We start from the raw sequence: 20,274 nt of genomic DNA on the forward strand, positions 1-20,274 counted from the left end.
TCAGTCATTTTTTGAACAACGGTCACAAAACTATCGCTTTTTCAATTTCGTTCCAACATTTTTTTAACAAATTGAAACTGTTTATCTCTATCTTTGTGATAGAAATTACAAAACAGAAATTCATTGAATAAAAACCTGCTCACAGATCTCTCCCTGCTCTTTCTGGCAATCATTTGGGGGACAAACTTTACAGTAATCAAGGCAAGTCTTGCCGAAATTGATCCCTACAGTTTTAACTCCATACGGTTTGTATTGGCTGCAGGATTCATGTGGGCAATTCTGATTAAAAGAAAGTCGTGGTTTAAAATAGACCGCAAGGATATTCTCCCCCTCTTACTGCTTGGCCTGATCGGAAACATGGTCTACCAGTGGCTTTTCATTGTTGGAATAGATCTGACATTCGCCGCAAATGCTGCAGTAATGCTTGGAACCATCCCCATTTGGGTAGCCCTCAGCTCACATCTCTTTTCCATTGAAATGATGAACCGTTTCAAAACCATCGGGGTAATTCTCGCCTTTACCGGCCTTGCCATTATTATTCTGTTTGGAAAAAACCCAATCTCTTTCGGCTCAGATACCTTTTTAGGTGATTTAACCATCATCCTGGCAGCCATTATTTGGGCACTTTATACTCTATACTCCAAAAAACACCTCACCCGATACACACCGCTTCAATACTCAGCGATGATGACCTCCATCGGGGCTGTTTCTCTGACACTTCTGGCCATACCTCATTTTGGCGAGACGAACTGGAGCACGGTTTCAGTTGGCGCCTACAGCGGTGCCATTTTTAGCGGTATGCTGGCAATTGGACTGGCCTATTTGATCTGGAACAACGGCATCAAAGTGGTTGGAGCTGTACGATCCTCAACATACCAAAATCTGGTGCCGGTAATTGGAGTGATCTCCGGAGTGGTTCTTTTGAATGAAAATCTGGAGTTCCTGCAGTATCTCGGTGCCGCCATCGTGATAGCCGGCATCTTAATCACCCGCCACGGAGGCAGAATTTCATGACATTCTGCTGCCGCCGCTAAGCAGATAGAGAATGGCCATCCGCACGGCCACTCCATTGGTAACCTGGTTCAAAATCACGGCCCGATCACTATCGGCCACCGGGCTCTCCATCTCCACCCCCCGATTGATCGGTCCGGGGTGCATAATCGTAAAGTCGGGATACTTCTCAAGGTGCTCCATTTTAATCCCAAAAGTTTCGTGATATTCACGCAGACTTGGGAAAAGATCTGTTCCGCCGGAAATACGCTCCATCTGAATACGGAGCGCCATGGCAATATCACACCAGGCAAGTGTCTCTTCCAAGTTGTAGGATACATCTGCTCCCAGAGTCTCAACATAGACGGGCATGAGTGATTTCGGTCCGCAAACCACCACGTCAGCTCCCAGTTTAATCAATCCGATAATATTGGACCGAACCACCCGGCTGTGAGAAATATCGCCGATAATTGCCACCTTTTTACCCTTTATGTCGGGATAGATTTGTTGCATGGTAAAAATATCCAACAGAGCCTGAGTTGGGTGTTCATGTGCACCATCGCCCGCATTGATGATGGCGGCATCAACGCAACGCGTCAAAAAGTGGGGCACTCCGGGGCTTTCATGCCGGCTAACCACCATATCAATTTTCATTGAGCTGATATTTCGGATCGTATCCTTCAGCGACTCACCTTTTTTAGTACTCGATGTACCAGCTGAAAAGTTAACCACATCCGCGCCCATCCGTTTTTGAGCCAGCTCAAATGAGAGGCGTGTACGCGTACTGTTTTCATAAAAAAGGTTTACAATGGTTTTATCGCGCAACGTAGGTACTTTTGGCACCGGGCGGTCTAAAACTTCACGAAAAGTTTTCGCCTGCTCAAGTACGTACCTCAAATCATCCGCGCTGTAATCTTTAAGGCCAAGCAGATGTTTTTGTGTGAAGTTGTACTCATTCACATTCGACTCACTCATCACGTCCTCCATCTACTTTTACAACATACACCGCATCCTCGCCATCCAGCTCCTTCACCTTTACACGCACCTCTTCATCCTCGTGAGTTGGAACCGTCATCCCCACATAATCCGCTGAAACCGGCAGCTCTCTGTGGCCTCGATCCACCATGCAACAGAACCGAATGCTTCTGGGGCGTCCATAGTCCATTAGCGCATCCATTGCGGAGCGAACGGTACGGCCAGTGTACAGAACATCATCTACCAAAATTACATCCCGGTTGTAGAGATCAAATGGAATCTCAGTTACTTTCACCTCCGGCATCTTCAGTTTCGACCGAAAATCATCTCTGTAGAACGTGACGTCGAGCACACCAAAATCGGGCTCAGCACCGGTCTCTTTTTTTATGATGTTGAGGATTTTTCTGCCCATGTAAACGCCGCGCGTCTGCATTCCAATAATGGCGGGGTGAGCGGGATCATCATACGGTTCAAGGAATTGGTGAGCGAAACGCAAATAGGTGCGTTTTACATCCTCTTCCGTCATTATTTGTGCTTGTTCCAAAAAGATACCTCAGCGGAATTTTTGTTTTGAAAATTAGGTAAAGTGGATGTGGTTTACAATTCTGAATTCATCTAACAGACATCTAATTGCAAATCAAATCGAACCCGCTATTTGCTGAAACTATCCTTACCTTTGAGGCTAGCATTAAAGAAATAGTATGTCACCCCAGCAGAACAGGAAATTTTTACTGATTGCCGCTATTGCAATCATCGCTTTGAACTTACGCCCGGCCATCGCTGCTGTCGGTCCGTTAATTTATGAAATACGCCTTGATACAGGGCTATCCAATACCCTGCTGGGAATGCTCACGACGCTTCCGGTTTTGGCCTTCGGTGTGTTTTCAATCCTCACGCCATTTTTTACCCGAAAATTTGGCTCACAGGGGACCATGAGTCTTGCCCTGATTCTGTTAACTGCTGGGCTATTCATTCGAGTTTTTCCAAATCACGCGGCACTATTTGCAGGAACGGCCATTTTGGGAGTCGGCATCGCCCTTGCAAATGTACTGCTGCCCGGCATTGTTAAACAGAGCTTTCCAAATCGATACGGGCTGGTCACCGGAATCTACTCTGCCATGCTGGGAACCGGTGCTGCAATTTCATCGGGTATCAGTGTACCGCTATCGGAAGGGCTGGGATTGGGTTGGCGACAAACGCTCGGAAGCTGGGGAATCATATCCCTGATTGCCCTGATCGTGTGGCTCCCTCAAATGCGAAGAAATGTTCAGGTAATCGCAAAACGAAGTTTCTCAAGCGCACTAAAACATCTTGGAACCTCAAAAGTTGCGCTGAATGTTGCGCTCTTCATGGGATTTCAGGCATTCACATTTTTCATTACCGTGGCCTGGCTGCCCGAAATATTAATTGAGCGCGGCATGGAAACGGCACGCGCCGGTTGGATGCTGGCTATCGTTCAGGGATCGGGGGTTTTTGGAACGTTTCTTATGCCTGCATGGGCCTCGCGTCGGCAGAGACAGCGCCTGCCCATAGGAATTTTGATAGGGCTTGAAGTTTTCAGCTTGCTTGGCATCATTTTGATCACCAACACGGTCTACGTAGAATTTTGGATGGCCATTCTGGGATTTTCACTGGGTGGGAGTTTTGGCATGGCTCTACTTTTTATCGTACTCCGAACCCGAGATACAGAAACAGCCAATGAGCTCTCCGGAATGGCACAATCTGTTGGATACACGCTTGCAGCAGTAGGGCCGGCCCTTTTTGGCGGTATACACGATCTTGCCGGAAACTGGACCATCCCCCTCATTTTTCTACTAATCGTCTCGCTGCTCAAGTTCTGGACAGGCTGGATCAGCGGCAGAGCTTATCACGTGTAAAATCAATTTTATGAAAGCATTTTTCCTTGATCGTGACGGAACCCTCAATGTAGATTACAATTTTGTACACAAACCTGAAGAGTGGACCTGGTGCCGGGGTGCGCTGGAAGCGATCAAATGGCTGAACCAAAACGAATTCAAGATTATTGTAGTGACTAATCAGTCAGGAATATCTCGCGGCCACTACTCTGTTAATGATGTGAATCAACTTCACAACTGGGTAGACACCCAACTCTCTGAAAAAGGCCTTAGGATTGATGATTGGTACATCGCTCCTCATCACCCAAAATTTGACCCGGCCCCACACAGGTTTGATCCGGCAGACAGAAAACCAGAAACCGGAATGTTTCAGAAGGCGATCCGCAAACATGGAATTGATCCGGCACAATCATTCATGGCCGGCGATAAAGTTTCTGATCTAAAACCCGCTCTTGAACTCGGGATCAAACCGTTTTTCATCAAATCGCGCCATGCAAAAAATCAGAATCACCATTGGCTCGAACGCAACCAAATCGCCCTCTACACAACCCTGCTCGAGGTTCTTCAGAAGAACTTCTGATTGAGATACATAAAATCTAATGTTCGCAACTGATAACTAAGTTCCAAAATCTGCGTATTATTCGTTAATGCCTGTAACGTAAAGGCTTAATTCATCAGCATTTCTTCAGATAAACGAATGATATCAATTCCTATAAAAAAGCAGCCCGACGAGACCACCTGCGGCCCAACATCCCTTCACTCTCTTTATGAGTTTTACGATGATTCCATCTCTTTGGAAACTGTCATAAATGAGGTTATTCAATTTGATGAGGGTGGAACCGTAGGTGCACTTCTGGCTGTACATGCATTAAAACGCGGATACAAAGCCACAATCTACACATACAACCTTCAGGTATTTGACCCAAGCTGGTTTGAACTTCACCCTGCCGGGATGATTGAAAAATTATTGGCTCAAAAAAAGGCCAAAAAACGGAAAAAGTTGTCTGTCGTCACGAATGCTTATATCGAATTTTTAAAGCTGGGAGGGGAGTTAAAGTTTCAGGATTTAAAACCCTCGCTGCTTCGTAAACATCTTAAGAAGGGCCACCCAATTCTTGCCGGACTCAGCGCAACGTATCTCTACCAAACAAAAAGAGAGTATGAACCAAATTCTGATTATGACGATATTAACGGACACCCGGCAGGGCATTTTGTGCTGCTGAGCGGTTATGATCCCGAAACCCGAGAGGTGCAGATTGCAGACCCCATCAGTCACAATCCCCTTGGAGAAGGACTTGTTTACAGAATGAACATCGACAGGGTTATCAACGCAATTTTACTTGGAATTGTAACGTACGATGCCAACCTGATCATTATCACACCTGCAGAAAAATGAAACATTTGATCGTGGTTGACCACCCAAAACACTGGAACTTTGAAATCCCTGAAGTGGAAGTGGTTGCAGCCAAATCCTACCTGATGGACTCTGTCTACTCTAAATTGAAGAGGGCCAGAGTTTACAATCTTTGCAAAAGTTACCGCTATCAATCAACCGGGTACTATGTATCCCTGTTGGCACAAGCCCGCGGCCACACACCGCTGCCTAACATCCTAACCACACAGGATTTAAAAACGCCTGCCCTGGTGCGAATTGTATCTGATGAACTTCAACGTCTCATTCAAAAAAGTTTTTTAACCATTCAGTCTGATGAATTTGTCCTGAGCATCTATTTTGGTAAAAACCTTGCCAAAAAATATGACTCGCTTTCCAAACGACTATTCCAGGAGTTCAGGGCACCATTTCTCAGAGCGCTGTTTCAAAAAAAGGACGGGGAGTGGCTGCTGCAGTCTGTTAAAACAATTCCATCTGATGAAATCCCGGTTGATCACAGAGCATTTGCTGTTGAAATGGCTCGCGAATACTTCAAAAAGGGTAAGCGCCCAATTGTAAAAAAAGATTACCGGTACGACCTCGCCATATTGGTCAACCCCGATGAGGAGTTCCCGCCATCAGACCCGAAGGCAATACAGAAATTTATCAAAGCGGCGGAAAGCATTGGATTTTACACCGAATTGATTACCCGAGAGGATTACTCCAGAATTAACGAGTTCGATGCACTTTTTATCAGAGAAACCACCTCCGTAAACCACCATACCTACCGCTTTGCACGGCGGGCCATGGCGGAGGGGTTGACTGTGATTGACGATCCGGAGTCAATTTTGAGATGCACAAATAAGGTTTACCTTGCTGAACTGCTGAGCAAACACGGCGTACCTATGCCTCAAACTGAAATCATCAACAGTGATAATGCAGCAGAAGCGCTGGAAAAACTGGGATTACCCTGTATTCTGAAACAGCCCGACAGCTCATTCTCTCAGGGAGTTGTGAAGGCAACCACACCTGAAGAGTACAAACAGTGGACTTCACGACTTTTTGAAAAGTCGGACCTGCTTATTGCACAGGTTTTTATTCCAACAGACTATGACTGGCGAGTTGGAATCTTGAATAATCAACCGATTTACGCCTGCCGCTATCACATGGCAAAAAATCACTGGCAGATCTACAAACGAACCGGTGACGGTAAAACACACTCCGGCAACTCCGACACAATCCCCGTTGACCAGGTGCCTGAACATGTCATCAAGCACGCTTTAAAAGCTTCCTCCTTGATCGGAAACGGACTTTATGGGGTGGATTTAAAGGAGAGAGGCGGTGAGATTTTTGTGATCGAAATTAACGACAACCCAAACATCGATTCGGGTTTTGAGGATTTCTTGTTAAAAGACCGTCTTTATGAGCTCATTATGGATGAATTTATGCGCCGTATTGAAGAGAGAAAAGGAGTGGCTGCAAAATGAGTGTAACGATCAATCAAAAACGACCCCTTCACCTTTTTGAAGGCTTCGGTGTAGAACTAGAATACGCCATCGTCCGGCAAGATTCACTCGACATTTATCCGATTGCTGACAAAGTTTTGGAACATCAAGCCGGGAAGATCGTCAACGAGGTTGCCCTAAATGGCTTGGCATGGAGCAACGAACTGGTCCTTCACGTCATCGAACTAAAAACAAACGGACCTGTAACGGAGCTTGTAAACCTGGGGACTGAATTCCAGAAACAAGTTTCAGATATCAATTCTATACTTTCAACATTTGAAGCCTGCCTGATGCCAGGTGCCATGCACCCCTGGATGAATCCATTGCAAAGTGTCGAACTGTGGCCGCATGAGTATAACCCGATTTATGAGGCCTACAATCGAATTTTCAACTGTTCGGGTCATGGCTGGTCAAACCTGCAAAGCACGCACCTGAATCTTCCGTTTTATGGTGACGATGAGTTTGCAAAACTGCACGCTGCATTGCGCATCGTTCTTCCGCTTATTCCCGCCATGGCTGCATCATCCCCGATTGCAGATGCACAGCGCAAACCATTTTTAAATTACCGGATGGAAGCCTACCGGACCAACTCCCTGCGTATTCCCTCCATCACGGGGCTGATTGTTCCGGAAGCCATTTTTACGCGTGATGATTATCAATCACATATTCTTGATAAGATGTATCGGGATATCTCTCCATACGATACGGACGAGATCTTGCAGGAGGAGTGGCTCAACTCCCGCGGGCTGATGCCACGGTGGGATAGAAACGCCATCGAGGTTCGAGTAATGGATATTCAGGAATTTCCCGGTGCCGATCTGGCCATCCTGGAGTGGATCGTCGCACTTACAAAAGCTTTCGTAAACGAAGTGTGGAGCAGCCATGATGAGCAAAAAAACTGGGGTGAAAGCGAGCTTTATCCAATATTACTGGCAACCATTGAAGAAGGGGAAAGAGCTGTGATCGAAGACCGTAGATTCCTGAAGATGTTTGGCATGAACCGTTCATCCATGAAAGCCGGAGAGATTTGCCCCGCTGCATTCCAACGCCTGAAAGAGATCGAACCATTTTCTGCAGAGTCTGATGCTCATTTGGACCTCATTTTCAGAGAAGGAACTCTGGCAAACCGTATTCTTAACTCACTTCCAAAATCATTCAACAGAAGGGAGTTACAAAACACCTACCATCAACTCTGTAATTCTCTGCAACTTGGAAAAGCATTTATCCCCTGAAATAATCATCACCTGTGAGCATGCGGGAAACTTTATACCGGAAGGTTATCGGCATCTGTTTGTGAAAGCAGACGAGATACTCAATTCACATCGCGGCTGGGATCCGGGAGCGCTTTCTCTGGCAAAGTTTCTTTCGGATGACTTGAACGCTCCCATTTTCACCTTTTCCATTACCCGCCTGTTGATTGAGGTGAACCGCTCATTGGGCCACCGCCGCCTTTTCTCAGAGTTCAGCAAATTTCTTTCTGCCAAAGACAAAAAATATTTAATAGAAAATTACTATGGTCCTTACCGAAATGAGATCGAAGCAGCAATCAGGCATTTGATTCAATCAGGTAAAAAGGTGATTCACATCGGGGTTCATACGTTCACACCCGTGTTCAGGGGAAAAGAGAGAGCGTGCGATATCGGTATACTTTTTGATCCGGCAGCGGCGCATGAAAAACAATTTAGCCGCTTGTGGAAACAGAACCTTGAAAGTAAACTTCCGCATTTAACTATTTGCCATAATCAGCCCTATAGAGGAGTGGATGATGGACTTACGACACACCTTCGGGAGGTATTTAATTCTGAACTCTATGTGGGAATTGAACTGGAAGTGAATCAAAAATTATTGACCGAAGCCAAAGAGTTTAGTCACGAGTTCTCATTTTCCATTGCACAATCGCTTTCGGAAATAACCAAACTGCCTGCTTAGCTCCACGGATCAATCCCTTCAACAATCCAGCCTTGTAGAGGATTTTTCGGATGCTCACTGCACAACAGATAGTGTTCAGCCTTCGAAACCCACCCAAGGTCAACCGGGCGGTTTACAATTCTCCGGGATACTTCATCGTGTTGCTCCTGTTTGATGAGTACCTTCACGTTTGGATCTTCTTCCCAAAGTGAGTCGGAACGATGCATATTTGTCAACATCAAATCCATTAACGGAGAGTTTCTTTGAAACTGCATCAGCTGAAGAACGGCTTTCGCTGAAAAGTCCATGAAATTGTGGAGGGTATCATCAACAGAGCCCCAGGCTGCATCAGAAATTAACAGAATACGATTTGGCAAAATACAGTAATTATAAATCCGGAGCCCTCGCTTTTCGCAACACCACTTCAATCCGTCCACCACTTTATTCAGAGCTTGCTTATGTAACAAAACCGGCATTTCACCTCTGATTTTCAACTCTGCACTTTTCAGCTCCTTTGTCTTATTCTTAAATCTTCTACTCATACTGTCTCTTTTTTCTTTCCCCTTTTCTATAAGAGGGATAAATCCGGAATCCCTTACAGCAAAAGCTCTCCATTACTTTTATTTGCCTCCGTATTTGGGTATTATTAGGACGAATTTATTAAACCAAAAAGCTGACTGATTAACCTAATTGAATTATGAAAATTCACGAGTATCAAGCGAAGGAGCTATTTAAAGAAGCAGGTGTTGCTGTTCCCGATGGAGTGGCCACATCTTCAGTAGATGAAGCTGTAAAGGCTGCTGAAGAGATGAAAGCTAATGGAACAGAGCTGTTTGTTGTTAAAGCCCAGATTCATGCCGGCGGACGCGGCAAAGGGCGAACAAAAAAGAACAACGCAAAGGGTGTTATCCTGTGCCGGTCTATCGATGAAGTACGGGAAGCTGCCGAATCACTTTTAGGTGATACATTGGTAACGATCCAGACCGGTGAGGAAGGTCAGGAAGTAAAAACCATCTATGTTACAGACGGCGTAGATATTGAAAAAGAGTACTATCTCGGAATTCTGCTCGACCGAGCCAACAGCCAGAACGTGATTATGGTATCAACCGAAGGCGGTGTTGAAATTGAGAAAGTGGCTGAAGAGACTCCTGAAAAAATTGTAAAAGAGTGGGTTGAGCCCGGTATGGAACTGTACCCATCACAAGCTCGCCGCATCGCCTTTGCACTTGGGTTCGAAGGAGACGCTTTTAAAAAGGCTGTTAAGTTTATCATGGCACTCTACAATTTCTACCTGGAGAAAGATGCCAACATGGTTGAGATTAACCCGCTGGTACTTACAACCGATGGCGATGTAATGGCGCTCGATGCTAAAGTAACATTCGACGGCAATGCACTCTACCGGCACAAAGATATTGTAGAACTGCGCGATACTGCTGAAGAGAACCCCATTGAACTGGAAGCCTCCAAGTATGATCTGAACTATATTAAGCTGGACGGAAACGTAGGATGCATGGTGAACGGCGCCGGACTGGCAATGGCAACCATGGATATTATTAAGCTATCAGGCGGCGAACCTGCCAACTTCCTTGATGTGGGCGGCGGAGCGAATGTTGAGACCGTGAAAAACGGATTCCGCATTATTTTGGAAGACAAAAATGTGAAAGCAATCTTGATCAACATCTTCGGCGGAATTGTTCGCTGCGACCGTGTTGCTAACGGCGTGATCGAGGCTGTTAAAGATCCTGAAATTGCAGAGAAAGTGAAGAATGTGCCGATTATCGTTCGCTTACAGGGTACCAATGCAGAAGAAGCGAAGGAGATTATTGACAACAGTGATCTGAATGTGATCTCTGCGGTACTTCTTAAAGAAGCTGCTGAAGAGGTGTCAAAAGTTTTGGCAGCTTAATTTAGCGACTTCCCACAACGGAAATCTCCGTCAAAAGCCTCTTTTCTTCACGGGATTGGGGCTTTTTATTTATTACTCTCTTCAGATCCGTTTTTTGGCAACTCAAACTGTATGGTGAACACCGCTCCATTTTCAGTCCCGGTTTCCAAATCTCCCTTCACCTGCTTTGTAAAAGCGCGAATCAACGTCATTCCAAGTGATTTTTCAGATTTACCCTCAAAATTTTCCGGCAAACCCGCACCGTTATCCCTTACTTTTAAAACTACCCGATCTTCTCCGTCTCTCTTCAGGGAAACTTCAATCTTCCCCGATTCCTGGTCGTTAAAAGCATATTTATAACAGTTGTTGACCAACTCATTAATAATCAGCCCGATCGGGACAGCTTTCTTATTGTTGATCTTCACATGATCCACATCGCTGGTTAGCTCAATCTTCTTTTTATTAGAACCTATCGAGTTTTTGATCATATCAAGCAGATCGCTGATATAGTCTGATAGGTCTACGTCAGCAAGTGTATCCGTCTGATAAAGCTTTTCATGAACCAGGGCTATGGAGCGGATTCGATCCTGAATCTCTTTCAGATCCTCTTCGGTGATTACATCCCGGCTGCTCTTTTGAAGCTCAATCAGGCTCGATACTATCGATAAATTATTTTTTACCCGGTGATGAATCTCTGACAGAAGCATCTCTTTTTCCTTCAGCGATATCTCCTGCGCCTCTATGTACTTCTTCCTCTCTGATATGTCCCTCACATTCCCAATGATGTAGCTCGGTTCATTATTCTCATCACGCAACAGAGTCCGTTTATTGTTCACCCAGATGTAGTTCCCATCTGTTCGCTTAACCCTGAACTGAGTGTCGACAGCAACTCGCTTATCCAGATCTGTGGATTTGTACTGCTCCACCTCCTCTTCCATAGCTTTGAGGTCATCGGGGTGAGTTATGGACAGGAAAAACTCTGCACCGCCATCTTTCATCTCCTTCATACTGTAACCGAGCATATTTTCGGCTGAAGGACTCATATAAACATATTTACCGGTTTTCAGATCCATCTGGTAAATAACATCCTGCGAGTTATTCAGTACAATTTTAAACTTTTTATCGCTCGCCTCAAGCTTGTCATTCCATCGGCGAATGTTGCTCATCTGGATATAGATGAATCCGCCTAAAAGTAGAACCAGGATAACAATTACAGCCACATTGAATCGCAAAATAATACTGTCAACAAGTACACCTGCACGATTGATAGAGGTAAAGAACTGCTGGTCTAAAGAAGTGATTTCGCGTGAAAGGTTGAATATATCATCTAAAAACTGCTGTTTCTGTACGTCTGAAAATTCACCAGCTATTGAACTTTGACGAGCTTCGTCTGCTACCTTTTGAAGTTGAAAGATTTTTTGATCAGTCTCTTCCCATATGGATAATAAGTTCTGCACAGACTCTCGATGAGATAAAAAGTTGTAGAACCGAATCAATTCAACTACGCCATAGGGCTCATCTTCTCCAATATGAAGGTATTCTGCAATCTCTCTCCTGTTCTCATAACCCGATGTTAAAAGCTCTCGGCCCTGTCTGAGATTATCAACCATTTTAATGTGGTTATAAAACCGGTCTATGTGGTCTTCGTCTTCGGTATAGACAAACTGAACCAACTCATTTACTGCCAGTTGTTGAGACTTCATAAATTGACTGCTGCCAAAATTAAACGCCCTCATTCCAACCTGCAGACTACTGCTATAAAACTGAAGCGTATATAGTGCCCCGGCTAATAATGCAAAACCGATAACCAATCCAACGGTCGAGTTTCTTCCTTTATCAAACCAACTGCTAATTTTCATAAAATTTATAGCCTCCCCCCTTAAAGCCTGATTTGCCATTCCGGATACGGAATTTGCAAAACCACAGTTTATATAAACACCTTGATTAAATCATACAGCCAAGAAAAATACAATATTTAATCAAAGATTCTACATCAAATCAATAAACATAAAATATTCTTCTGTTTTATGACTTATTCAATCTTTTACCATACATCATTTTGAGTAAGTATATTTGGGTTTATCATTCAGAATGGCTGTTTTTTTGGACATGATCGCGTTCACATTTCACTGCAGGATTTGTCATTAGATTTTTTAAGCTTTCTGACCCATTGATCAAACAGCACGTAACCCTTCAGTTTTTGCAAAATTTGTGACAAATACACGGATGAGAAACAAGGGGATCTGTAAATCCCATTAAAGAGATTTCAATCTATAAAGGGCCTGATCTTTTTTAGTCTGTAAATTCTGAAAATACCTCTGAAGCCAGCCGCGTTCGTATCTCTCTCAAATTTGGATAATCTCCCCGCTCATCTACACCCACATGCTGCCGATTGGTTAAAAAGATGTAGAAGAGGTCGCTTTCGGGGCTCAATACAAAATTTGTTCCCGTAAAACCTGCATGACCAACACTTTCCAGCGGTAAGTTGTCGGCATGAAGAGTCCCCTCATCCATTGCCCAGCCAAGGCCGTTTCCATATTGATCTTTCCTTGTAAATTCCTCGATTGTCTCTTCAGAAATTATCTGATTCCCGTTATACTCCCCGCCATTTAGAATTAACTGTAGCAATTTGGCCAGTTCCCGGCCTGTTGAAAAAAGCCCCGCATGCCCCGCCACGCCGTCAAACGTGTAGTGTGCATTGCCATCATTCACCTCTCCTTTCAGGGTATAATTCCGCCAGCCATTCCATTTTTCAGGGTCGATGTTGATTCGATATCCGAAATTTTTATCATACACCATCTTTTTTTCAAACGGATTTCCATGTGAGGTTGCCACCACATCAGCGCTTTCAGCATCGGGGTTGAAACCAGTTTCTGACAAACCGATCTCACGATAGACCTCTTCCTGTAAATATTGATCCATTGATCTGCCTGCGGCCTTTTCTACAATCTCCGCTAATACCATAAAACCGAGATCGCTGTAATTTCTTGATTCACCCGGTTCAGAAATCAAAGACCGGCCTGCAAGCCAGGACAGAAAATCCGAAGGCCGGGCTACCTCATAAAAGGTGGGGTACCACTGCATTAATCCGGATGAGTGATTCAATAAACTCCGGACGGTTATTTGAGCCAGACGCTCTCTGCTAAATTCAGGCAAAAATTCAGAAACCGATTCATCCAGTTCGATCAGCCCATCACTGTGGAGCTTCATCACTGCAAGTGTGGTACCAAATATTTTGGTGAGCGAGGCGAGGTCAAACAGATGATCTGTAGTTATACTGTCGGGCTCAGCTACAACGCGAAGGTCTTCATTATACAGATCGGCATAACCGTATGCCTTTTCAACCACAACACCCCGGCTGTTGCCGATTACCAAAACAGCCCCTGTGTAGTACGATTCGCGAAGTCCGCTCTCAATAATCTCATCCAGCTCCGGCGTACCGATCACCTCCTTGCTCTCTTCCTCTATGCTGCAAGAGACAACCAGGATTGCCATTAAAAAACCGATCAAGACGCGGATAAGTGCTCTAAACGGAATCATGCAGTTAGCTCATGTTGGCCTTCACTTCCAGGTAGTACTCTTCATAGACCGAAACGATTTTATCAATCTCAAACTGTTCGGCTCGTTTTCGGGCGGCTTTCGACATTTTTGCATGAAGTTTTTCATCCTTCAGAATCCTGGTGGCAGCTCTACCCATGCACTCCACATCGCCGAGCTCGCAAACATATCCCGTCTCTTCATGTATGTTCACTTCAGGGAGGCCGCCTACATTGGAGCTGATGACCGGAACAGAGCAGCTCATCGCTTCAAGAGCAGCCAGGCCGAATGTTTCACTGCCTGATGGAATCATAAACAAGTCTGCAATGGAGAGCACCTCTTCCACCTGTTCCTGCTTGCCCAAAAACCGAACGTGTTCACATATCCCCAGATCTCTGCACTCTTTCTCCGCCTTTGAGCGATCCGGCCCGTCACCCACCATTAACAGTTTTGAAGGCACGCCATTCTTTAAAATTTGATCAAAGGCCCCAATCACATCTGTTACCCGTTTCACTTCTCTAAAGTTTGAAACGTGGGTCACCACTTTTTCCCCATTGGGGCAGATGGCTTTTTTAAAATGTTCTTTCTTTGAGCGTTTGAACCGATCCAGATCGATGAAGTTCGGAATCACTTTAATCTCTTTCTTAATATCAAAGAGTTTATAGGTCTCCTCCTTCAAATACTCCGAAACAGCCGTCACTCCATCACTTTTGTTGATCGAAAAGTCCACAACTGCCTTGTAGGTCGGGTTGCTTCCAACCAGGGTGATATCCGTTCCGTGAAGTGTTGTGATGACCGGCACCTTGCAGGAGTTTTCATTAACAATCTGCCGCGCCAGGTAGGCACTGGTTGCGTGTGGAATCGCGTAATGGACATGCAGAATATCCAGATTATCATACAGGATCAGTTCCACCATTTTATTGGCCAGTGCCAGGTCGTAAGGTGGATACTCAAACAGTGGATAGCTGCTCAAATCCACTTCGTGGAATGTAATATCTGTCCGGAGTGTATCCAGCCGGGCCGGGCGTGCATAGCTTAAAATATGAAGGTTGTGGCCTCTATTTGCCAATCCTTTCGCAAGTTCAGTTGCTACAACACCGCTTCCTCCATATGTGGGGTAGCAGACAATACCTATGTTCATCTCGTGGACCTATTGATTTGCCTGATTTCCAGGTAGAATATCTGTTTTAAGAAGCATACAAAACCATTTGACATCGACTTCAGAATATCACTCAACCGTCCATTCCGGCTGATACGCATGATACGCAAGTTATGCATGGCCATCTGAATGTACCAACTATCTTGTTCTGCTTAAAGCTGAACTTTAAAACAAACCCGGATGCCGATTCGTTTTATCTTTGAAAGCTATTATTTTCGAGAATCGATCCATTAGGTGAAAATTGAGTTTTCCTTTATATTTGATGCCTCAACTCTCCCTTTAAAATTAGACATTATTCTTATGGCAGGACATTCCAAATGGGCTAATATCAAGCACAAAAAGGCAAAGGAAGACGCAAAGCGCGCAAAAGTATTTACCAAGCACATTCGTGAAATTACCGTTGCCGCACGGGAGAGCGGCGGCGACCCTGATGCAAACCCGCGCCTGTCGCTCGCCATCGAAAATGCCAAAGCTGTAAACCTTCCAAAAGACAACATTGAGCGCGCCATCAAAAAAGGAACCGGCGAACTTGATGACGGATCCGGCAATTACGAAGAAGTTACCTATGAAGGATACGGCCCCGGCGGAATTGCCTATTTTGTTGAAGCCACCAGCAACAACCTGAACCGCACCGTTGGTGAGATTCGGCACATTTTTACAAAACATGGAGGTAACCTGGGCACGGACGGTTCGGTGGCTTACTTGTTTGAACAGAAAGGGTCGATTAAGGTGAATGCCGAAGGCCTGGATGAGGAGGAGTTTATGCTCACGGCTATCGATGCGGGTGCAGAAGACGTAACAATTGAAGATGACTTTTTCGAGGTTATCACATCCCGTGAAGGACTTTTTGAAGTGCGAAAAAACCTTGAAGAGAACGACATCAAACCGGAAAGTGCTGAATTAATTCGGGTACCGATGACCGAAGTTTCCGCTGCCCCTGATACAGCCAGAAAGAACCTGAAAATGATGGATAAGTTTGATGACAACGACGACGTATCCAATATTTTTACCAATATGAAACTGGATGATGAAACACTGGCGCTGCTCGACAGTGAATCGTAATCATCCCATACTTTCAGACGGTTGCTACCCGTTACTTCGTACGTATATATAAGTTCATCAATTTATGACTATGAAAAGATTGACTCTGCTGATTGCATGTTTCTTTCTCTTTAGCGCGGCATCTCTCAATGATGCAAGAAAGGCTAATGAAGCGTACAAAAATGGAGATTTCGAGTTAGCTGCACAGCTATTCCGCCAGGCTATTGATCAAGCCCCGGATGACGCGCGCCTCTATTTTAATCTTGGAAATTCACTGACTGAACTTGGAGAAACTGAAGAGGCAATGCAGGCTTTTGAACAATATCGATCTCTGACAGAGGAGGTCGAACGCCAGGCGATGGCAGACTACAACCAGGGAAAAATTCTGAGTGACCTTGAGGAGTACGATCAAGCCATTGAACGATTTCGGGATGCCTTACGAAAAAATCCAGGTGATGCTGATGCCCGGTACAATTATGAACTTGCCATAAAAAAGAAGCAGGAGAAAGAGCAGCAAGAACAACAGCAACAGGATAATTCCGACTCAGACGGTGATCAGAATGAAGAGGAGAATGAGCAAAATCAGGATCAGCAGCAAAATCCAAATGAACAACCTCCACAGGATCAACCGCAAAATCCTGAAAGTCAGCCGCAGCCTCAAAATATGACACCTGAAGAGGCTGAAAACATACTGAACGCCCTGGAACAGCTTGAGAGAGAGCTGCTCGAAAACCGGAAAAAAGAGGCAACCACAAGAAATCCGGACAATGATAAAGATTGGTAGTTTCTCATCGCTTATCGGGCTCGGAATTTTGTTTTCCGTACTGCTGCCGGCCGATCTTTACAGCCAGGACTACACACTGGAAGCAACTGTTTCAGAAAACCGGATTTTTGTCGGTGAGCAATTTAATCTGAATATTGAAGTTTCAGGTTCATCCATGAGAGACGTTTCCCTCCCGGTTCTCCCGCAGCTGTATGGCGTCAGAGTTCTCTCATCAACACCATCCCGAAGTACGAGCATTTCCATCGTTAATGGCCGAACAACGACAAGCACAACCTACAGTTTTTCGCTAATTGCCAGGGATACAGGTGTTCATACCATTCCGCCGGTTTCTATAGAAATAGATGGAGAAACACGCCAAACCAATCCCATTCAAATCGAAATTATTGAAAAGGGAAATTTATCGACCGATTCATCAAGACAGCTCCCCGATATTTTTCTTGAAGTTGAATTGAGTGACGACCGGCCGGTAACCGGTCAGCAGATTGTGGCGAGCGTTGTACTCTATTTCAAGCAAGGCATTGAAATCACATCATTCCAGCCCACTGCAGGTTGGCGCACCGATGGTTTCTGGAAAGAGGAGCTGGAAAATATCCGCCAGCCTGAGGCAGAGTCAGTAATTTTAAACGGAGTTCGGTACCGAACTGCAACATTGTTGAGATATGCACTCTTCCCCAGCCGAAGCGGTAACCTCACACTTGCGGAATATCCGATGAGTGTTGGGGTAAGAACGCGGCCTTCCCGCAATGACCCGTTTGGGAGCTTTTTTGGTGGCAGTATCAATCAAAGGCGAGTTTCTTTAGAGTCTGAACCCATTGAGCTGGATATCCAGCCACTTCCTCAAACTGAACGGGATGTGGTGAATATTAATGCCGTTGGCGATCTAACCATTGAACGATCCATCAACAGAAACAGTGTTGCCACCGGCGAAACCGTGGAGTTGACTACCACAATACGCGGAACCGGAAATATTCCACTACTTCGAAGACCTGAGTACAATATGCCCGATGGCATTGACCTCTACACCCCTCAGGAAAGCAGCAATATCGAGCGCAGGGGGCTGAACATTCGAGGTGAGAAAACATTTACCGAACTTCTTGTACCGCGTGCTCCGGGAGAGTTTCGGGTACCCGAGCAACGAATCTCCGTCTATGATGTAGATAACCGGCGCCAGAGGTACATCACACTGCCGGAAATCACCTTCCGCGCCTCCCCCGCTTCCGGTGCAACTATTGCGGGCAGCGGTTCAGCATCCGACGCTGTTTTGACCCCGGTTACCGGACTTGCCGTATGGAACTCCAATCCAAACCGGCCGTTTTATTCTCGAACGATCTATTGGATACTCTGGATTTTACCATTGGCCATACTCATTGTCGGATATCTGAAAAAGCAGCAGTTAGAGAGATTACAGTCTGACTCTGTCTATGCCAGGTCACACCGCTCTTTTGAGACTGCAAAAAATCATATTGAAGCTGCAATAAAAGCCCATGAACAAGAGAACACTAAAGAGATTTACAACCATCTTCACAAGGCGTTAAGCGGGTATATAAGCGATAAGCTGGGCCTGCCGCTTGCCGGCCTTTCAGATCATGACTTGGTCGAAAAAGTTAAACAGAACGAGGCTTCTGTTGAGACAGCCAAAACATTAAAAATGCTGCTTAACAAGTGCGCAACCATCAGCTATGCACCGGCGGGCTCAATGGACGACCAAATGAAAGACATCGAAAAAACGGAACAGTTAATTAAAGAGTTAAAAAAATTGCTGTGAGAAGACTGACTGTAGCCTTACTGTTTCTATTGTTTCCAACCTCTTTTGAAGCCCTCCATGCTCAACAGACCGCTTTTAATGAAGCCACCGAGTTACTTGAACAGCAAGAGTTTCGGCAAGCGATTGATCAATACATTGAGATTGAAAAGGAGGGTCATCAGTCCGGTGCCTTATGGTATAATATGGGAATTGCCTATTCACAGCTCGACTCACTTGGGATGGCCAAATACTATTTTTTAAGGTCTTCCAACTACAAGGAGACAAAGTCAGACGCACTGCAGGCGGTTCAAACGATTAATGAACGCTTTAGCAGACGCTCCGCTGTATTGCCGCCACTGCCCTGGGAAAGATTTTTTACATTTCTTGATGAGCAGGTCGGTACTTCAGCACTGCACATACTTGGGTTTGTATTTCTTTACAGCGCTGTTGTACTAATCCTGATTTCATGGTATTTAAAAAAAAATCAGAATCTGTATCGCTACCTGATGTATGCGTGCATGGGGCTTGCCTTAGTCCATTTTGCTTCTGCTTTTTACATCACCTACCTCGACAATCGATACGACACGGGAGTTGTAACCGATCGGCAGAGTCGTGTTTATCAGTCGCCCAATTCAACATCCGCTGAAGTCAGCATTGCCTACGAAGGCTACATTTTAAGAGTTGACAAGCACCAAAGCGAAAGCCGTGATGAATGGTTATACATTCGCCTGGAAAATGGCATGACCGGCTGGATTCCATCACCTTCCGTCAGAGTAATACCGTAAACGAGCAGTATTCAAGGGCGATATCGTGCTGTTTGAAAATGACATTCAGCACTTAAAAACGTATCTTCATAAAAACTAACTGACTAAAATTACTGTATGAGTTCTGTAGCAAATTACATCCGCGACAACGCCAATAGTTTTGAAGAGCAACTTTTTGATTTTCTTCGAATTCCCAGCGTTAGTACGGATTCAAAACACAAAGGAGACGTAAAAAAAGCAGCGCAATTTTTAATTGATCAACTTAATGAGATTGGTCTGGGTCATGTGACACTTCACGAAACTGAAGGACACCCCATCATTACCGCAGAAAAATGCCCGCACAAAGACCGGCCAACTGTTCTGATTTACGGTCATTACGATGTTCAGCCTTCCGATCCGGATGAGCTTTGGGAAACTCCACCGTTTGAGCCGACAGTGAAAGAGGGGCGTGTCTATGCCCGTGGCTCGAGCGATGACAAAGGGCAGTCTTTCACCCATGTGAAAGCAATTGAATCCTATATGAAAACCGGAACTGAACTTCCTGTAAATGTGAAGTTTATCCTTGAAGGGGAAGAGGAGATCGGCTCACCGAACCTGGTTCCCTTCATCAAAGCGAATAAGGATCTGCTCGAGTGTGATATGGTACTCATTTCAGACACGGCGATGTTTGGGGAAGATCAGCCATCCATCACCTATGGCCTGCGCGGATTGGCATATATGGAAGTTCACGTAACGGGACCTAACCGCGATCTCC

Annotated in this window: 19 protein-coding genes; 13 read left to right on the forward strand and 6 right to left on the reverse strand. The window is 45.2% G+C overall.

All coding sequences use genetic code 11. The features are described from left to right. The first annotated feature begins 123 nt into the window (after nucleotides 1-123). A complete protein-coding gene (locus BG260_RS06205; protein ID WP_069131096.1) occupies nucleotides 124-1,014 on the forward strand; it encodes a DMT family transporter in 891 nt (296 codons plus the stop codon). Here the strand turns inward: BG260_RS06205 and BG260_RS06210 are convergent. Beyond that, the gene (locus BG260_RS06210; protein ID WP_069131097.1) at nucleotides 1,009-1,965 is read right to left on the reverse strand and encodes an aspartate carbamoyltransferase catalytic subunit; all 957 of its coding nucleotides are present in this window, start codon (nucleotides 1,963-1,965) and stop codon (nucleotides 1,009-1,011) included. The two genes, BG260_RS06205 and BG260_RS06210, sit on opposite strands and share 6 nt — an antisense overlap. After that, the gene (pyrR, locus tag BG260_RS06215) at nucleotides 1,958-2,509 is read right to left on the reverse strand and encodes a bifunctional pyr operon transcriptional regulator/uracil phosphoribosyltransferase PyrR (protein ID WP_245683910.1); all 552 of its coding nucleotides are present in this window, start codon (nucleotides 2,507-2,509) and stop codon (nucleotides 1,958-1,960) included. Before pyrR ends, BG260_RS06210 begins: the two co-directional genes overlap by 8 nt. A 157-nt stretch (nucleotides 2,510-2,666) precedes the next feature. On the opposite strand from pyrR, the gene BG260_RS06220 reads away from it, so the two are divergent. From BG260_RS06220 to BG260_RS06245, 6 genes are all read left to right on the forward strand, one after another. Beyond that, nucleotides 2,667-3,842: a CynX/NimT family MFS transporter gene (locus BG260_RS06220; RefSeq protein ID WP_069131098.1), complete on the forward strand. Its 1,176-nt coding sequence runs from the start codon at nucleotides 2,667-2,669 to the stop codon at nucleotides 3,840-3,842. Nucleotides 3,843-3,852: 10 nt separating this feature from the next. Next, nucleotides 3,853-4,401 carry a D-glycero-alpha-D-manno-heptose-1,7-bisphosphate 7-phosphatase gene (locus BG260_RS06225; protein WP_069131099.1) on the forward strand — a complete coding sequence of 183 codons (549 nt, stop codon included), beginning with the start codon at nucleotides 3,853-3,855 and terminating at the stop codon, nucleotides 4,399-4,401. Between the two features lie 117 nt (nucleotides 4,402-4,518). Then, nucleotides 4,519-5,217, forward strand: a complete 699-nt coding sequence (locus BG260_RS06230; protein WP_069131100.1) for a C39 family peptidase — start codon at nucleotides 4,519-4,521, stop codon at nucleotides 5,215-5,217. After that, complete coding sequence (locus tag BG260_RS06235) at nucleotides 5,214-6,680, forward strand: RimK family protein (protein WP_069131101.1); 1,467 nt, start codon at nucleotides 5,214-5,216, stop codon at nucleotides 6,678-6,680. The genes BG260_RS06230 and BG260_RS06235 overlap by 4 nt, the downstream gene beginning before the upstream one ends. After that, a complete protein-coding gene (locus BG260_RS06240) occupies nucleotides 6,677-7,930 on the forward strand; it encodes a glutamate-cysteine ligase family protein (RefSeq protein WP_069131102.1) in 1,254 nt (417 codons plus the stop codon). Before BG260_RS06235 ends, BG260_RS06240 begins: the two co-directional genes overlap by 4 nt. After that, entirely contained in the window at nucleotides 7,908-8,627 is a 720-nt protein-coding gene (locus BG260_RS06245) for an N-formylglutamate amidohydrolase (RefSeq protein ID WP_069131103.1), read from the forward strand. The genes BG260_RS06240 and BG260_RS06245 overlap by 23 nt, the downstream gene beginning before the upstream one ends. Here BG260_RS06245 and BG260_RS06250 read toward each other — a convergent pair. Continuing rightward, nucleotides 8,624-9,148 (reverse strand): hypothetical protein, encoded by a 525-nt coding sequence (locus tag BG260_RS06250; RefSeq protein WP_069131104.1) that lies wholly within the window; start codon nucleotides 9,146-9,148, stop codon nucleotides 8,624-8,626. The genes BG260_RS06245 and BG260_RS06250 overlap by 4 nt on opposite strands. A 155-nt stretch (nucleotides 9,149-9,303) precedes the next feature. On the opposite strand from BG260_RS06250, the gene sucC reads away from it, so the two are divergent. Further along, the gene (sucC, locus tag BG260_RS06255; RefSeq protein WP_069131105.1) at nucleotides 9,304-10,512 is read left to right on the forward strand and encodes an ADP-forming succinate--CoA ligase subunit beta; all 1,209 of its coding nucleotides are present in this window, start codon (nucleotides 9,304-9,306) and stop codon (nucleotides 10,510-10,512) included. 65 nt (nucleotides 10,513-10,577) lie between these two features. Here sucC and BG260_RS06260 read toward each other — a convergent pair whose 3' ends face one another. The 3 genes from BG260_RS06260 to bshA all read right to left on the reverse strand — a co-directional run bounded on the left by BG260_RS06260 (nucleotide 10,578) and on the right by bshA (nucleotide 15,169). Then, nucleotides 10,578-12,350: a histidine kinase dimerization/phosphoacceptor domain -containing protein gene (locus BG260_RS06260; RefSeq protein ID WP_176719447.1), complete on the reverse strand. Its 1,773-nt coding sequence runs from the start codon at nucleotides 12,348-12,350 to the stop codon at nucleotides 10,578-10,580. Nucleotides 12,351-12,783: 433 nt separating this feature from the next. After that, entirely contained in the window at nucleotides 12,784-14,031 is a 1,248-nt protein-coding gene (locus BG260_RS06265; protein ID WP_069131107.1) for a serine hydrolase domain-containing protein, read from the reverse strand. Between the two features lie 4 nt (nucleotides 14,032-14,035). Next, on the reverse strand, nucleotides 14,036-15,169 hold the full coding sequence (gene bshA / locus BG260_RS06270) for an N-acetyl-alpha-D-glucosaminyl L-malate synthase BshA (protein WP_069131108.1): 1,134 nt from the start codon (nucleotides 15,167-15,169) through the stop codon (nucleotides 14,036-14,038). A 318-nt stretch (nucleotides 15,170-15,487) separates the two neighbouring features. Between bshA and BG260_RS06275 the strand changes: the two genes are divergently transcribed. The 5 genes from BG260_RS06275 to BG260_RS06295 form a co-directional block, all read left to right on the forward strand. Continuing rightward, on the forward strand, nucleotides 15,488-16,249 hold the full coding sequence (locus BG260_RS06275; protein WP_069131109.1) for a YebC/PmpR family DNA-binding transcriptional regulator: 762 nt from the start codon (nucleotides 15,488-15,490) through the stop codon (nucleotides 16,247-16,249). A gap of 70 nt (nucleotides 16,250-16,319) precedes the next feature. Then, complete coding sequence (locus BG260_RS06280) at nucleotides 16,320-17,012, forward strand: tetratricopeptide repeat protein (protein ID WP_069131110.1); 693 nt, start codon at nucleotides 16,320-16,322, stop codon at nucleotides 17,010-17,012. Continuing rightward, nucleotides 16,996-18,777, forward strand: coding sequence for a BatD family protein (locus tag BG260_RS06285; RefSeq protein WP_069131111.1), 1,782 nt, complete (start codon nucleotides 16,996-16,998; stop codon nucleotides 18,775-18,777). Before BG260_RS06280 ends, BG260_RS06285 begins: the two co-directional genes overlap by 17 nt. Then, nucleotides 18,774-19,541 (forward strand): SH3 domain-containing protein, encoded by a 768-nt coding sequence (locus BG260_RS06290; protein WP_069131112.1) that lies wholly within the window; start codon nucleotides 18,774-18,776, stop codon nucleotides 19,539-19,541. Before BG260_RS06285 ends, BG260_RS06290 begins: the two co-directional genes overlap by 4 nt. Nucleotides 19,542-19,637: 96 nt before the next feature. Continuing rightward, the coding region (locus tag BG260_RS06295) for a M20/M25/M40 family metallo-hydrolase (RefSeq protein WP_141691530.1) at nucleotides 19,638-20,274 on the forward strand (637 nt) is incomplete at its 3' end.

It is taken from the genome of Rhodohalobacter halophilus (genome assembly GCF_001715195.1).
Classification (GTDB): Bacteria; Bacteroidota; Rhodothermia; order Balneolales; family Balneolaceae; genus Rhodohalobacter; species Rhodohalobacter halophilus.